At 49.4% G+C, this 14699-nt stretch carries 13 protein-coding genes, 1 tRNA gene and 1 other annotated feature; of the genes, 7 read left to right on the forward strand and 7 right to left on the reverse strand.

Annotated elements, in window-relative coordinates:
• Positions 1-71: 71 nt before the first annotated feature.
• Positions 72-347 carry a cytochrome b/b6 domain-containing protein gene (locus PG897_RS05690; protein ID WP_270828826.1) on the forward strand — a complete coding sequence of 92 codons (276 nt, stop codon included), beginning with the start codon at positions 72-74 and terminating at the stop codon, positions 345-347.
• A gap of 156 nt (positions 348-503) precedes the next feature.
• Here PG897_RS05690 and PG897_RS05695 read toward each other — a convergent pair whose 3' ends face one another.
• From PG897_RS05695 to PG897_RS05720, 6 genes are all read right to left on the reverse strand, one after another.
• On the reverse strand, positions 504-1829 hold the full coding sequence (locus PG897_RS05695; protein ID WP_270828782.1) for a hypothetical protein: 1326 nt from the start codon (positions 1827-1829) through the stop codon (positions 504-506).
• 357 nt (positions 1830-2186) lie between these two features.
• Positions 2187-2831, reverse strand: a complete 645-nt coding sequence (locus tag PG897_RS05700; RefSeq protein ID WP_270828783.1) for a hypothetical protein — start codon at positions 2829-2831, stop codon at positions 2187-2189.
• A complete protein-coding gene (locus PG897_RS05705) occupies positions 2828-6235 on the reverse strand; it encodes a hypothetical protein (protein WP_270828784.1) in 3408 nt (1135 codons plus the stop codon). Before PG897_RS05705 ends, PG897_RS05700 begins: the two co-directional genes overlap by 4 nt.
• Positions 6235-7653 carry a tyrosine-type recombinase/integrase gene (locus PG897_RS05710; protein WP_270828785.1) on the reverse strand — a complete coding sequence of 473 codons (1419 nt, stop codon included), beginning with the start codon at positions 7651-7653 and terminating at the stop codon, positions 6235-6237. Before PG897_RS05710 ends, PG897_RS05705 begins: the two co-directional genes overlap by 1 nt.
• Positions 7654-7809: 156 nt before the next feature.
• Positions 7810-7883, reverse strand: a tRNA-Arg gene (locus PG897_RS05715).
• Positions 7884-8043: 160 nt separating this feature from the next.
• The gene (locus tag PG897_RS05720) at positions 8044-9198 is read right to left on the reverse strand and encodes a flagellar assembly protein FlgT (protein ID WP_010634842.1); all 1155 of its coding nucleotides are present in this window, start codon (positions 9196-9198) and stop codon (positions 8044-8046) included.
• A gap of 195 nt (positions 9199-9393) precedes the next feature.
• Between PG897_RS05720 and PG897_RS05725 the strand changes: the two genes are divergently transcribed.
• Positions 9394-10014, forward strand: coding sequence for a FlgO family outer membrane protein (locus PG897_RS05725; RefSeq protein ID WP_005303721.1), 621 nt, complete (start codon positions 9394-9396; stop codon positions 10012-10014).
• Between the two features lie 14 nt (positions 10015-10028).
• Positions 10029-10457 (forward strand): LPP20 family lipoprotein, encoded by a 429-nt coding sequence (locus PG897_RS05730; RefSeq protein ID WP_005303718.1) that lies wholly within the window; start codon positions 10029-10031, stop codon positions 10455-10457.
• A 106-nt stretch (positions 10458-10563) separates the two neighbouring features.
• Here the strand turns inward: PG897_RS05730 and pheA are convergent, their stop codons facing one another.
• Positions 10564-11736, reverse strand: a complete 1173-nt coding sequence (gene pheA, locus PG897_RS05735) for a prephenate dehydratase (RefSeq protein ID WP_017763932.1) — start codon at positions 11734-11736, stop codon at positions 10564-10566.
• A gap of 38 nt (positions 11737-11774) precedes the next feature.
• Positions 11775-11909: a sequence feature (Phe leader region), on the reverse strand.
• Between the two features lie 169 nt (positions 11910-12078).
• Between pheA and PG897_RS05740 the strand changes: the two genes are divergently transcribed.
• The 4 genes from PG897_RS05740 (at position 12079) to PG897_RS05755 (ending at position 14542) form a co-directional block, all read left to right on the forward strand.
• Positions 12079-12678 (forward strand): HAD family hydrolase, encoded by a 600-nt coding sequence (locus tag PG897_RS05740; protein ID WP_005303711.1) that lies wholly within the window; start codon positions 12079-12081, stop codon positions 12676-12678.
• 24 nt (positions 12679-12702) lie between these two features.
• Positions 12703-12981, forward strand: coding sequence for a DUF6482 family protein (locus PG897_RS05745; RefSeq protein WP_201885099.1), 279 nt, complete (start codon positions 12703-12705; stop codon positions 12979-12981).
• A 45-nt stretch (positions 12982-13026) separates the two neighbouring features.
• The gene (locus PG897_RS05750; RefSeq protein ID WP_017784403.1) at positions 13027-13899 is read left to right on the forward strand and encodes a hypothetical protein; all 873 of its coding nucleotides are present in this window, start codon (positions 13027-13029) and stop codon (positions 13897-13899) included.
• A 94-nt stretch (positions 13900-13993) separates the two neighbouring features.
• Positions 13994-14542, forward strand: a complete 549-nt coding sequence (locus PG897_RS05755) for a DUF3157 family protein (protein ID WP_010634841.1) — start codon at positions 13994-13996, stop codon at positions 14540-14542.
• The last annotated feature ends 157 nt before the right edge of the window (positions 14543-14699 follow it).

Consider the following 14699-nt stretch of genomic DNA (forward strand, 5'->3'; position numbering starts at 1 on the left):
TTTCATGTAGAACCTCCTGCGTTCAAGATACGAGAAAATTCTACTTATGAGCACCTCAGTTTTTCGGGGGGATTACCAATCCAGTTGGTTCATTGATGATAATGTTGTTGTTGACTTGCTTGATCGGCACCGCTCTAACAGGGATCTTGACTAACTATGAAGATCTGTTTGGTGATGATGTGATGGAAGAGATTCATGGTGGTTTTGCCACGGCTTTACAAGCTGCAATCTTCATTCATGTGTTGGCTGTGATTGTGATGGATCATCTAACTAAGGGCGACCTGATTCGAGCAATGATTACGGGCAAGAAGCGTGTACCCTCAGATGTAGAAATTTCAGATCGTTAAAAAACTCAGTATCCTTTGTATATTCCAGGCACCAGTTTCTAACTGGTGTCTTCTTTACACTAAGACGGTGTACAAACACTATATTACCTCATCACATAGAGCTGTTAGCAAACGATATCGAGAGCAACAGCCAAGTGATAATCAGACCTCTTTTTGTCATGGGATTTTAATGAAAGAACCGAACTTCCTTCTTAAATCATCAATGGCTTTAATTGCTCTCCTTTCTTTTTCCTCCAGCTTTTTTATTTCATTCGTTTTTTCTTTTATCCACTGAGAGAGCATTACTTGAGCCAGTTCTCTTGATTTAAGATCAACTATGCTTGCCAAGTTTTTTGCTCTTTCTGTTAGAGCATTTTCTCGTTCTTGTAGTGATATGAGGCTATCATTTAAATTCTTCTGTATTAGATCTAAGGAAGCTGAACGCCTGCGTATTTCAACTTCACCAGCATCAAGTTGAGCCTCTTTGGCTTTAATAGTTCTATTTACATCATCAACTTGTGAATGAAATTCAGCTTTAAGTTCATCTAAATTAAGAAGGTCGTTTAGTAAGTCTTGCTTTTTATCAATTTCATCTTGCACATGATAAAGACGTTCTTTCAATTCCATTTCAAAACTTCTATATTTATCTTCTAGTAGGATTATTTCATCCTCTATCTTTGAAATGGATGACTCTTTATCAATCCTTATTCTATCCCACTGTTCAAGAATTGAATTTGCATTCCTTTCCGCATTCCGTGCCTGTTGAATCACTCTTTGCATATCACTTAGTTCTGATTCGCGAGTATTTTTTATCGCATCGAATTCTGCATTAAGTTTTTTAACCTCAGTATGGTGCTTCGAGCTCAACGATGAATACTGGTACTGTAAAGATAATAACTGCTGCCTATTATGGGAGTACATCATTTCGGAGAAGTTGCCAACAGGAGCCACAGACACCCATTTTTTAGGGCATTTTTTAAGATAATCTCTAATCTCTTCTTTTGAGATTATCTCTCCTTTCACACGAAATCCACTAAGGTCAAGTTCAACGCAGGTTGCATTCACCCTTTTTAATTCTTTAATTTTTCCTCGATCACAAAAGTGCGTAACTGCAACTTCGATGAGAACCTTCTCTCCATCAATGAACCCAATTACATCTGGGATAACTCGGCCCTCATAAACCTCACATACCATCTCATCAAAGACTATATTCTTATGTATTGGGTTGATAGTTCCAATAGGCAGCAACAACTGCCTGTCAGTTGCTAAAACCTCTTTAGCCAAGATATGTATTTCTGTTTCTGGCTTCCAGGTACAGGAATTCTGCTCGATTGAGTTAGGCTCATGAGCAAAATAATGGGCTTTAACTTGCCCTTTCATAGCCCAGACAGCGCCCTGACAACCGATGCATGTGCAATTGCATGCTTTTCCACTAACAACGTCTTTGACATCAACTATATGGCCGTTGTCATCAAGAGCACGAGTCATCAGGATTCTTGCCATCTCTATCCTACCCACAAGTGGATCTATGTATAAAAGCGCATCAGTTTATTTAGTTAAATTGGATGCTTTAACTACATCAGTAGTTACAACACCTCCATGAAAAATCATACACTTACATTTGATTGTTTTGAACTTCATCAAATTCCAATTGGATTTAGACGTATGACCACTCCCCAGGCGAGCTCATTGGGCTTTAGAGGATGGGCAGGGGCAGGCAAACAGGGAAGGATGATGCAAGGGAAACCCCACAGTATGTTGAAGACGGCTCTGAGATTGATACAAAAGGAAGGGCGCACGAAAGTAGCGTAAAAAGACACCGGTTTGAGGCCGGTGTCTGGCGATATAGAGGACTGTAGACTATATTTTCTTCGCTAACCATTTAAAGAATTTTGGGAACTTTGATTTGCTAATAATGGCTTCATCATTCTCCCAGTCATAAATAACGCCATCTTTTAATTCAAATTTTATATATTCAAGCTTTAAAATTAACTTATAAAGTTCATTGAATAAGTCCTCGTAGGTTTCCCCTCCTGAAACTTCTATCTTTTCTACTCTGGATTTTTGCATCGAATATTTTTCTGAATATTCAAGTGCTAAACGTTTTTCAAGTAGAGCATCAGCCTCATTAAGCTTCCTTGTTAGCTCTTTTATTATGAGTTCCTTCTCCTCAACTTGTTTTTGTAAGCTACGTTGGACAAGATTAAACTCAATTGCAAGGTCTTTTTTGTGGGCAACCGTTTCAGGGCTGACTTTCACAAGATATTTAATTAATAAATCGTCATATTTTTTATTTCTACGTATAGTTGAGCTAGCAACAGGTTGCCCTTCCTCTTCGCTAAGTTTTTTAGCAACATATTCACTTAGTTTTGTCCTGTTAGGGAACTTTACTTTAAGAGGGATTAGCTCCATTAATATTTTTGAGATTCTTTCTGCCCGAGCATCAGTGGTCTCGGAATAATATGCTTGTAGTGATTTAGCCTTGTCTTTATTCGATATTTTCATTTGAACTCACCAATTTTGATGCTTGAGGTAATCAAAGCTGGATTTGTTAGCTTTTTAGCCAGTTGAGCTTCATTTATTCTATTCGTATCACATATAATTTTAATTAACCGAAGGGCTACTTCTGCTTCGCTATTTGAGTTATCTTCCAGTATTTCAATAGCTTCAATGTTCTTATTCATAAGAGCAGTAAGTTGGCGATTAAGCTTGATCGCTTCTCGCTCAAGCTTGGGGGAGGTCATTGTACTGACACCATCTGACTCGATGAGTCTATCCATGATGTTTTGACCCGAAAAAGATCCTGATATATGTTTCACCAATTTATCATTTTTTGAGCCAGTATAGAAATTACGAGAATTAATATGGGTGGACAAAAACTGATGTCGCGCATACCACCCACTAACTGATTTTATAATTAATTGCCTGTCCCTTTTTAGGCTTTCTTTTTCTGCATCCAAGAGATTTGATCCATTTTTTATTTGCTTGGTTAAATCTACTGCAATATCTCCGAGCCTTTTCAATTCAACGCCAATAGCAACCGCATGGTCACAGCAGATGATAGCGTAAGGACAGATGGCACAACACTTTTCACCAGCTAGAGCTGCTATGACATCTTTAGGGCATTCATTATTAAATGGACATATGTGTGTTCTGTTGAATGATATTTCGTTTGCTGATGCTTGAGATAGTGTCTCAATAGGTGAGCGCATACCGCTAACTGCGATTGAAGACATACTGTGGCAACCGAAGTCGTTGATGGCTGTACCTTGTTCATGCCTTTTTAGGTATTCATTTTCATCAACTCGAATTTCATTGATAGACGCAATTCTGGCAGTTTCATTGCGATTCTGATTTAGAATTGATGGGGGGAATTGCTTTTTAAGACCACTTGCATCATGAATTGATCTGATTAAAGCTGATTCCTCATGTGTATTTATTGTGTAATAACCTACAACATTTTCTGACTGTCCGGTACAAATATCACCTACCGCTTTTGGACTAGCCAGCACGGAACAAACGCTGTCAAAAGTGACCCTGAGAGAATGTGGAGTCCATATTACGGCACGCTTAAGTGGAGTGAATGCATATCCTACTCCAGTGGACTTGTTTCTCAATGTTGCAGTGTAGTCTTGTTCCGCATGAACAAAGTTCTTCGTGTTTCTAAACGTTGCCTGGTTTGCATACAATGGAAGCCAATATAGTGAAGATTCAAAATCTATTGGTTCTCGATTTTCCAGCATCATTTTTTTGTTATGTGCTAGAAGGCACTTTTCAAACTCAAGCAGTAAATGCAATAAGAAACTGCTCTCGCGGCATCTTTGGCTGTTATGATAATGCGAGGTATTCAATGGAGTTCTTTGTAACAATGGGAGGATCGTAGGCCATTTTGAAGAGCTCTCTCCATTGTAATGGATTGGTTCGTTAAAACCCACTCTATTAACTTTCATTCTTAGCCGCGCGGCTCGATCTAGGAGACGCATAACATGACCTGGAATTTGACTTGTATATGGCTCTGTCTTCGCCTTGTCAGTGTTGACGTATAAGTCTACAAAATCGTCATCTGTATATTCATTTTTGCAGCATTGAGAATAGTTTCTGACATCCAGCCATAGAATATTTGAGTCTCTCAAACCGCTCCATGCCATTACAGTCATGTTTACCAGTCCATGATACTGAGTAAACTTAACCGGATCTTTCCAGTCTTCAATATTAAAATCTTTCAACCAAGATGCATTAAAACCTTCTATATAAACCTTGTGATCCAACCACTCGATAGTTTTATTTACCTTGAAGTTATTTTTGTTTTTACCTTTGTTGAAAATGACATTTTCTGCATTATCGAGAACTGCTTTTGTTACTTCACAGAGATATGTGCGAAGTAATACCCAATAATCTAAACTAATTTTTTCTTTTACTGTGTGCTTATATGAATACCCCTTGTGTGAATCTTTGTCGAAATCAGAGATTGGGTTTGATTCCAATTTACATGAAGGAATTCCTGAAAACTTAGCGATAACATAGTCAAAATATCTCTGAATGCAAGCTACAGTATCTCGTCCGGCATTGGTCTGTAAATACCCTTTTGATGCGCTCTTTTCTTCTGTGATAGCGTAGATGTAATCCAATAGTCCAACTGGATACATTGTTCCCTCTAGTTCACCAAAGTGCGCATGTTCCATTGTATGTGATTGTGATACAAAGACAAAACTTAGAAATTCTGAAGGAGAGGAAGGGTATTTAATAGGTATGTTTGGGTGACTTCTAAAAAAAGTAGGCAGATAGTCAAAGAGATATGAATTGAGATATGCCAGCCTAGATTCACGTACTTTTTTCGTTCCAGATTCGGTTGCTGATGCTACAAAATCTAGTTGAGTTTTCTTCCAGTAATCGTCATGAGATAGTTCAGATGGTCGAAAGCTCAACAAACTATCTCGAACTGAAAACGTATAGTCACCAAATGAAATAACGGAAATTTCTCGTAGGGTTGATTCAACTTCATATTCATGTGTATTAATATACTTGTTAGTCAGCTTCGTTACATCACCGGCGGTTGATATAACCTTGACAAGATTTTTTTTCTTGTTGTTATCCAAAGGTGATTCTACGACTAATGAGTTCCTAGCTATTGCTTTTTCATATCCTGTTCTCAATGTGGAACCGTTTGCTGAGTCCAACATCTCCAAAATAATTAAGTACGTGATAGTGCTTATTTTGTTTTGAAGATCATTTGTTGATATGTAGTAACTAGCAGCCTCTTCATTAGCATTATAATATTCGATTAGTATATCTACGGAAACGTTATCCAATGAACTGGTTTTAGAGTATGTTAACGCCTCTATCATATTCATTGCTGCACGCTGCCTAGTTGAGCGCTTATCATTGCTTAAATCATCTATGAAAGGTCTATATTTTTCAGGTAAATACTCTCTTAGCTCTGCATATCTAGGAGGCGTGGATGCCATGTAAACATGAGCCACACTGCTAACAATTAAACCTCGCAAATAGAACCATCTAAATACATTTGGTGTCGCAGGGAGGTGTATTTGATGCCCGAAGCGTAGAGAAATATGCCCTTCAAATGAAAGATGAATAAACAGAAAGCTAATGATCAGGTAGATCATCGAGTCTGCGTTTTGGCCATGAGTATGGTTTACGCGAATAAACCTGACCATATTTATCTTGTTTTCTGTTGAACTGTCATATTTATTGAAATAAAGTGATACGTCTTCAATATGTTTAAGCCAGTTATATATTTTAAGGCTTTCTAATATTAATTTGGTAAGATATGCACTACGGTCATGCTTCCAGTTACATTCAGCACTGTCATCAAACGCTTGCTGCAACCATTTTTCAGCACAAGCTGTTGCATCATTAATATTTGTTATAATTTTTGTATCAATTCTCATTACTTAGTTCCCGCAATCAGATCTGAAATGATTCTTTGTTTATGCTCCAAAAGCATATTTTTGTCACTGTTAATTGATTTGTTTTGCAAAACAAGATTAGCTAATCTCATTTTTTCTTGAGCTACTATTTTGTCTGTAACTGCATATTTTTTTGTTGATTCAATATTTGCATGCCCCATCATATTTTGGACTTCGAGAAGACTAAAAGAGTGTCCATCTGCTGTTCTATGGAAATTTAATAGCCAGTATCCGTAGAAGTGCCGGAGTGAATGTAATGTATATCTTTTATCTATATTATTTTTTAATGGACACTCTATAGTCTCTTGAATCTTTTTAAACGAACTCCCTCTATTAGATCTAGACGTTGCGAAAAGCGGTCTGCCACGGCTACGGTTTGAATTAGTAACAAATAGATAGTTATGTTCGAGACCTTTTGGTCTTTCAAGTCGAAGGTATTTTGTGATGGACTCAAAAAATATTTTATTGAATGGATAAATAAAGTAAGCTTCTTCAGTCTCTCTTCCCTTAAAGGATAATCTATTTATATCTTCATCCTTTATGCCTTCGAAGCACTCGATTCGATTGCGATAAGAGAAAACGTTGAGAGTTTCACTCACAATATCGACATCTGTAACAAGAAGCTGTGTCGCTTCACTAACCCGCAGACCAGTACCAAACATCAGTGCCCATAGAGCTCTATCTCGGTAGGTCGGGGCTGCATCAAGGAGCGGTTCTATATGTGATACAGGGAAGTATTTGTATTCAGCCGATTGTCCGCCTTCTGGCAAGGCTTTAATGCTAAATAAACGAGTTTTTGTGTACTTTGCTCCACCGCGCATTACCTGGCAAAGAACGGATTGCTGTTGTAATCGCTTTCGCTCTGAAAGGCTTAGTTTTCTTCGTGTAAGCAATTCTGCATGGATGTTTTCTGAGGGAACATCTATGTCAATGAGACCTAGCATTTTGGCCTCTTTGAGTTTTTGGTGAGCGTTAGCAGATGCGTCAATAAAGCCGTTCACAGAGCTCAGATTGCGATTGGCACTCTGTGGCTTGATTGGGGCATGGCCTGTAGCTGTAGCCGTGTCTCGTGCGATTGGTGCTGACGAATTGCTGCCGAGTGTCAGGTAATCGGGGTAGGACAGTATGATCTCTGCAAGTAGTGTGCTGCTGGTCTTCGCACTTTGCTCAAAGAACAACTCCTGAGCGTTGATTACGTATTCAAGGAAAACCTTAAGGTCAGCAGCAATTGCGTCAATTGTGTTCTGGGAACGCTTCTGATTGGCTACTTGCTCAGAAATTATTGTATGCAAATAGTCTGCATAGAAAGGTATGCTCTCTCCAGTCTCAGTGTCTAGAAGGTCATACCCCTTCATTCCAAGAGAGCCAATGCCAATTGCGACCTTTGCAAGTTTGCGCACCAAATCACCTTTGCACGTATCATTATGGAGTGCAATAGTAGTTTGCTTGCGCTCTTAGTGCAATAGATGAGTTGATAGATAAAAAAAAGGTGATACGCACTTAAGCGAATCACCTTTACTTTTTCCATACAACCTATTGTTTTATGGAGGAAAATTCCGAGACGGTGGGGCACGATCCCACAACCTTCCCCTTAGGAGGGGGATGCTCTATCCAATTGAGCTACGCCTCGATCACAACCTACTCTATCATGTTTTCTATCGCACTAAAACCTATAGTACATAAGAACCAGTGGCCTGTCCCTTAGGAGGGGACCGCTCTATCCTGCTGAGCTACGGGAACCTTGTGGCCGGCATTATACAAGAAGCGGCTCCCTTTTAAACCCTTGATTCTTATTCCAATACTGCCAGATCGCCGATCTGGATGTTAAACGGCGAATATTTGTTCTGGCTGCTGATGATGGCGCCATCCTCGAATACCTGTACTACTTCGAACAGGCCGTCGGCTGGGTTGCGCAGCATGCGTGCCTTGCCGTAGGGGTCGATGAAATCGGCATCGTGCTGGATGCGGAACTGATCCCCGAGCCGGACGCCGTTGCGGCGGCCCAGATTGATGTAGGGGCCACGCTCGTTCTGGCTGACCACCCGGGCGGTAACCGGGGCGCAGCTGAGCTGGGCCACCAGATCCTGCACCGCCTCCTGCAACTGGTAGTTGACCTCCTGGCCGTAGCTCGACTGCCAGAACTGGCCGCTGCTGCTGCCCACCTGATCCCGCTTGGCGAAGGTCCAGTTGGCCCGGCCCTGGTACTCCTTGCGACCGAGCAGGCTGCCGTTGATGCCGTCGAACAGATAGAGCTGCATGCGAAAGTTTCGGATGGGATCTTCATACCAGCTGGTCAGCTGGTTGCCCTGCGGCTCGATGGAGAGATCGTCGATGCTGCCGAGCACCAGGTACTGGCTATCGGTGCGCAGGCTGAGCGCCTTGATCTCCTCGAGGGCGCTGCGATCCCCCTGCTGCAGGTGGAGCGGGTCGATGCGCAGGTTTTCGTCCAGCCACTGGCGCACGGCCACCCCTTGCGGCGCGCTGGCCAGCGCCTCGAACATGCGTCGTGACAGGTTTGCGGGCATGTCGTCGAGGGCGCCGTAGCTCGCCTGCTCGGGGTAGCGCAGCCGCAGCCGCACCAGCGTCAAATCCTTGGCGTAGTGCTGGGTCTGGCAGATCTGGCGCTCGGCCTGGATGTCGGCCATCACTGTGATGTACATGCGGCCGTTGCGCACCTCTTCCCGCTTGAGCCGGTACTGGCGAATGTCGCCGCCGGAGCGGATCTGGATCTGCTCGGAGCGCAGGCTGCCGTTTTCCAGGCGCTGGATGCTGGAGACGGCGGCGCCGCTCGCCAGCAGGGCCTGCCGCAAGGCATCGCGGGTCGCCTGCTCGCGGGCGTAGACCTCGTCCCCGCCTAGGATGGCGGCACTGCCCTGCGCCTCGATGATCTCGGCCCGGGCCGACAGACTGGCCAGCAGCAGGGTTAACAGCAGCGGTAATTTCATGACAAACACCTTGAATATGCGGGTCGGCGCGATTCACCCCTGTCGAAGTGAGGTCGCCGGCCGATACAGATCACAGAGCCGTGCCGGTTGCACAGCACACCGCGAATATTTAGCAAGATCCATGCCTCATTCCCGGCTCAAGCTTTGGCCGGTCGAACCGATAACAAATCAGGTGCAGATACAGGAAAGGTATCCATGAACAAACTCATCACGGCGTTGGCGCTCGCTCTGGCATTGGCCGGTTGCGGCACCGACCCCATCAACCGGGATCTGGGTGATCCGCGCCAGGCGGCGCAGGGGATGGAACTCAACTGGCTGGTGGCTCGCATGACCGATCAGCTGATGGAGCGCAAGTCGCTCACTACCCTGACCGAGCCCATCGCGGTCGCCTCCTTCGTCGATCTCGATACCCTGCAGGACACCAACTGGATGGGCCAGCAGATTGAGGAGAGTTTCATCTACGAGCTCAACCGGCGCGGGGAAGTGGTGGTGGACTTCAAGCTGACCGGCAGCATCAAGGTGACGCCGCAGGGGGATTTCGTGCTGAGCCGCAACTACAAGGACCTCTCTCCCCGGTTGCCCATCTCCCGCATCCTGGTCGGCACCTTCAGCCGCAACAGCAAGGGGATCCTGGTCAACGCCCGCATCATCGACCTGCGTACCAAGATGGTGGAGACCACGGCACAAAGCATGATCCCGCAGAAATACCTGTTCGGTGCCAACAATTCGTTTGGCCGGGCCTCGATCAACCGCGGTTACCTGATGCGTGACAGCCAGGCGCGTCCCGGCGGCCATCTGGTCAACCTGACGCCCTGAAAGGAGTAGACGCAATGAGAATCCTGTTCGGATGCCTGCTGGCCCTGCTGCTGACGGCGTGCAGCGGCGGCAATCGGGTGGTCAACTACGGCGGCAACAACAAGCCGGATGACTTCCCGGTACTCAAGGCGGTCGGCTACGCGGTGATCGACATCCAACCCGGCCCCTCCCAGTCCGAGAAGATGCTGCAGGCCATCCGCGCCTCCAAGATGGACGCCTACCGCGAGCTGGCCGAGCAGCTCAACGGCCAGCAGGTGCGCGGCCAGAGCAGCTACAAGGACCTGACCCAGACCTCCAACTCGCTGGACGTGTCGGTGGCGGGCATGGTGCGCGGCGCCAGGGTGGTGGCCTCCTATCCCCGCGGCAACACCTATGCCACCGAGATGGAGCTCGATACTCGCGCCCTCTACAACATCAACCAGCTGATGGCAGGCCAGTTCTGACGGCGTGCCCACGGCGAATGGACGACAAAAAGGCGACCCCAGAGGGTCGCCTTTTTCATGGGCGGTGTCGGCCGGTTGATACCCGGGCCGGCCCAACCTTGGTGGATCAGCCGCCCATCAGCACCGGCGGTACAGTGGTCGGCTTGACGTCTTCGCTCGGGTAGCAGCCCAGCACCTTGATGTAGCGGGTGATCTTGGTCAGCTCCATCAGCGCGGCCTGCATGGACGGGGTGTTGAGGTTGGCGGAGACATCCAGGTAGAACATCTCCTCCCACGGGTTGCCCTGCACCGGCCGGGATTCCAGCTTGGTCATGTTGATCTCGTTGTTGCGCAGCACCAGCAGCGCTTCCACCAGGGAGCCCGGCTTCTGGGAGGTGGACATGATGAGGGTGGTCTTGGCCGGGATCTGCGGCGCCACGTCGATGGGCTTGCGCGCCACCACGATGAAGCGGCTGTAGTTCTCCTTCTGGTTGGCCAGCTGCTCGGCCAGCACGTCCAGCCCATACAGCTCGCCGCCGGCTGCGCTGCCGATGGCCGCCGCTTCTGGGCTCGCCAGCTCTTTGACCTTCATCATGGCGCTGGAGGAGGAGTCGCAGATCTCGTGGCGCGCCCCTTCCAGCTTGCTGAGGTAATGGGAACACTGCTGGAACACCTGCGGGTGGGCGTAGAAGGTCTTGATGCGGGACAGCTCGGTGGGCACGGCGGTGAGGATGCAGTGCTCGATGGGGTAGGTGAGCTCACCGACGATGGAGAGGCTGGTGTGCTGCATCACGTCGTACACCTCGTTGATGGAGCCCGAGCTGGTGTTCTCGATGGGCAGCACGCCAAAGGCGGCGCGGCCCGACTCCACCGCATCCAGCACCTCGCGGAAATTCTGGCAGTTTACCTCGATCACCTGATCCTTGTAGCGGGCCAGGTACTTGCGGGCGGCGAGGCTGGAATAGGAACCGCGCGGCCCCAGATAGGCGACGCTGGTCATCGGCTCCTGCTGCTCCGGGTTGAGCAGGCTCTGCAGATAGGCCTGTTGGGAGAGCACCGAGTCTTCGATGATGGTGTGATAGATGCGGGTGATGTACTGGGCATCCAGCCCCAGCCCGCGCCCTTTCTGGATCAGGGCGACCAGCAGATCCTGCTCGCGCTGGGGATCGCGGATCGGGCGCGGGTTGGCCTGCTTGGCGCGGGCGACCTCGATGCTGAGGGTCTTGCGTTTGGCCAGCAGGGCGAGCAGCTCCTGATCCAACTGGGTGATGTCTTGTCTGATCTCGTCGAGCGTTGCCATGATGGTTCCCTATCCAAGTAATCGATTGTGGTGGCTGCAAAAAAAAACCTCCGCTAGGGGAGGCTCGATTCGTCTTTGCTTTCTGTTTACGCGAGTGCTTCACGTGACGACTGGCCTTCCCTCATGAGGGCCGGATAAACGAGAAAGCAAAAAAGAATGGTGCGTGCATGAGTGTGTCCTTGAGGTAACGGCATAAGCATTAAGGGATTTGACCGTGCGATGCAAGTAAAACTTGCCCGTGGGTGGCGAACGGGGCAGGGTAGGGGCGTGAGCCGGCGGGGGCAGATGCGTGTCGGATGGACCCGCTTGCCGTCGCAATGATGCAGAGAGCTGGAGGTGAGAATGGCGATTATTTTCGATCTGGGACGAGTGGTGGTGAGCTGGGATCCGGTCGGTATCGTGCGCTCGGTACGGGGGCCGCACGGGGCGGAGCAGCTGGCGGAGCAACTGTTCAACCATGGCGACTGGCTGGAAGTGGACCGGGGGACCCTGTCGCTGCACACCATGGCCCGTCAGGCGCAGGCGCGAACCGGCCTGTCGACGGCGGAGAATCTGGCCATTTTGCAGGCGGTGCCGCCATCCCTTGTGCCGGATCCCGCTATGCTGAGCCTGATAGAGGCACTGCACGGGGAGGGGCACACCCTCTACGCACTCTCCAACATGGGCCATGCCAGCATCGACTGGCTGGAGCAACATCAGGATTTCTGGCGCTTCTTCAGCGGCAAGGTGGTGTCGGCAAGGGTACGGATGATGAAGCCGGAGCCGGATATCTACCGCTATCTGCTGGTGTCGTTCGATCTGCGGGCCGAGCAGTGCCTGTTCATCGATGACAGCCCGGCCAACGTGGCCGCTGCACAGACGCAGGGGATCGGCGGCCTGGTGTTTACCGATGCATACAGTTGTCGCCAGCAGCTGGTGGCACAGGGTTACCTGCCGGCCTGAGCGGGCGGGAACGCGGGGTAAGTTATGGAACACGGCAGGTTTCGCAATTGGCTCAGTCACTATCCGGATGCGGGGCTGCTGATCGCCTGTCTGGATGGCAGCGGTTATCAGCTCTGCGTCGAGGTGGATGGGGAGATGCAGTGCCTCACCGACAGCGAGGGGGGCAGGCTGACGTTCGCCTCCCTCGAGCAGGCCGAGGGTTTTCTGCGCATGCACCAGGTTCATCAGGCGAAACTGCGGATTTATGACACTAAACTGGATGAATATGATGATAATTGGTATGAAATAATCATTAAATTCTAGTTTATCCGTATTCTTTAAGGGTTTATTCAGGATTATTACTGCACAATGGCGCCCAATTCATCATCCGGTGCCGTTGTTATGGATGCCAATATCGTTGTGCTGAATCGAGGATACGATCAGACCTTTCAGACCAGGGAGCAGTCGCTTATCGAGACCCTGGCTGGCTACGGCGAACTGGCGGTCTCCTTCTCCGGTCGACTGGAGTCCTGCTACAGCATGGATCTGTGCCGCGCCAGCGGCATCCGGATCCGCGCCATCACCCTGGACAGCCCGACCCGCAGCCGCAAGGAAGTGGCCCGCGCCAAGCGTTACTGCCAGCGTTACGGCATCGAGCAGCGGGTCATCAAGACCGATGAGATGATCTTCTGCGATCACCTGCGCCACCTCAACGAGGTGATCGATCCGGTGCGTTACATCTGTCACCTCACCGCGCTGGAAACCGACTGGAGCCACCTGCCCATGCTGCTGCCCGCGCCGGTCGAGGAGCTGCGGGAGTATCTGCGTCGCTTCGGCAGCCTGCCGGACAACACCCTCTGGCTGTTCGCCAAACAGGGCATGACCCACAGGGACTTTCGCTACGGCTTCAACAAGCGTCAGCTGGGACGCTGGGGCAAGAGCGCCCATGGCTGCCTGAGCCACCGCTTCTCCGATCCCGAGCTGGTGGATCGCCGTCATCTGCGGATGGTGGACATGGCGGAGCAGATGCTGGCCGACATGGGGCTGGAGGAGGCACAGGTGTTTTTCCATACCCTGGGCGATCGGGCCACCACCCTGGCCCGGGTACGACTGCCGGCCCGGTTGCGAGCCCGGGCGTTCGATCTGCAGCCGGATATCCTCACCGCCCTCAAGAGCACGGCCTTCGATCTGGTGACCCTGGACATGATGCCGGCGGAGGAGCGGCAGGAGCTGGTGGTCTAGGCAACCGAGGGCAGGAACGTGAGTGCGGTCATAGGCAAGGTGCGGCGGACTCTTTATACTGACGCCCTTTTCCATCGACGCGAGTCATCACCCTATGAAACCCTTGTCCCGTCTGCTGGTTGCCCTCTGCTTGTCGCCCCTGCTGGCACAGGCTGCCCCGCTCACCCAGGTGACCCTGCCGGATGGTCGCCAGGTGCAGCTCAACGATGACTTCACCTGGGAATACCTGCTGCTCAAGCCCGCCGCCGACGGCAGCGCGGTGCAGGGCACGGTGGCCGTACCTGTGCTGACCGAGCAGGCGATGAACAACCCGGATCTGCTGGCCCAGGCCGTCAAGGACGGGATCGGCGTCAAGCTCGCCAAGCTGGAGGGCTCGGATCCCCTGCAACTGCAATTCATGGTGAGCAACACCGGCACCCGCAACGTGGTGCGGGTGCGCGGCAGCATCACCCTGTTCAGCGAGCAGGGGGCCCAGCTGGTCAAGCAGGAGGCCCGCTTCTGGGTTGGCGAGAACCGTCTGCCGGAGTCCTATCTGCGCAAGGGCCAGCAGCGCCCCTCCATGGTGCTGGAGGTGCCGCGCCCGGCCGGGCTGACCGGCAAACCCCTGGTGCGGGTCGAGATTGAGGAAGTGGAGTTCCGCTGATCCCTCATGCAACAGGCTCCTTCGTGGAGCCTGTCTTGATTGTTAACCCGGTAACCGCCAGCAACAGTTGCTTACATCTGACATGGTTTGGCAACAGCTTGCCGCTCGGCATTTCTCCCCGTCCTCTGCACAATGACCCCATTCCAGCTAGGTCTCA

Origin of the sequence: Aeromonas sp. QDB20 (genome assembly GCF_027707805.1) — a bacterium.
Classification (GTDB): domain Bacteria; phylum Pseudomonadota; class Gammaproteobacteria; order Enterobacterales; family Aeromonadaceae; genus Aeromonas; species Aeromonas dhakensis.

Coding starts and splice junctions, on each gene's coding strand:
- PG897_RS05740 (WP_005303711.1), top strand. CDS start 12,079: ATGGCGATTATTTTCGATCTGGGACGAGTGGTGGTGAGCTGGGATCCG.
- PG897_RS05745 (WP_201885099.1), top strand. CDS start 12,703: ATGGAACACGGCAGGTTTCGCAATTGGCTCAGTCACTATCCGGATGCG.
- PG897_RS05695 (WP_270828782.1), bottom strand. CDS start 1,829: ATGGCAAGAATCCTGATGACTCGTGCTCTTGATGACAACGGCCATATA.
- PG897_RS05720 (WP_010634842.1), bottom strand. CDS start 9,198: ATGAAATTACCGCTGCTGTTAACCCTGCTGCTGGCCAGTCTGTCGGCC.
- PG897_RS05750 (WP_017784403.1), top strand. CDS start 13,027: ATGGCGCCCAATTCATCATCCGGTGCCGTTGTTATGGATGCCAATATC.
- PG897_RS05725 (WP_005303721.1), top strand. CDS start 9,394: ATGAACAAACTCATCACGGCGTTGGCGCTCGCTCTGGCATTGGCCGGT.
- PG897_RS05755 (WP_010634841.1), top strand. CDS start 13,994: ATGAAACCCTTGTCCCGTCTGCTGGTTGCCCTCTGCTTGTCGCCCCTG.
- pheA (WP_017763932.1), bottom strand. CDS start 11,736: ATGGCAACGCTCGACGAGATCAGACAAGACATCACCCAGTTGGATCAG.
- PG897_RS05700 (WP_270828783.1), bottom strand. CDS start 2,831: ATGAAAATATCGAATAAAGACAAGGCTAAATCACTACAAGCATATTAT.
- PG897_RS05705 (WP_270828784.1), bottom strand. CDS start 6,235: ATGAGAATTGATACAAAAATTATAACAAATATTAATGATGCAACAGCT.
- PG897_RS05730 (WP_005303718.1), top strand. CDS start 10,029: ATGAGAATCCTGTTCGGATGCCTGCTGGCCCTGCTGCTGACGGCGTGC.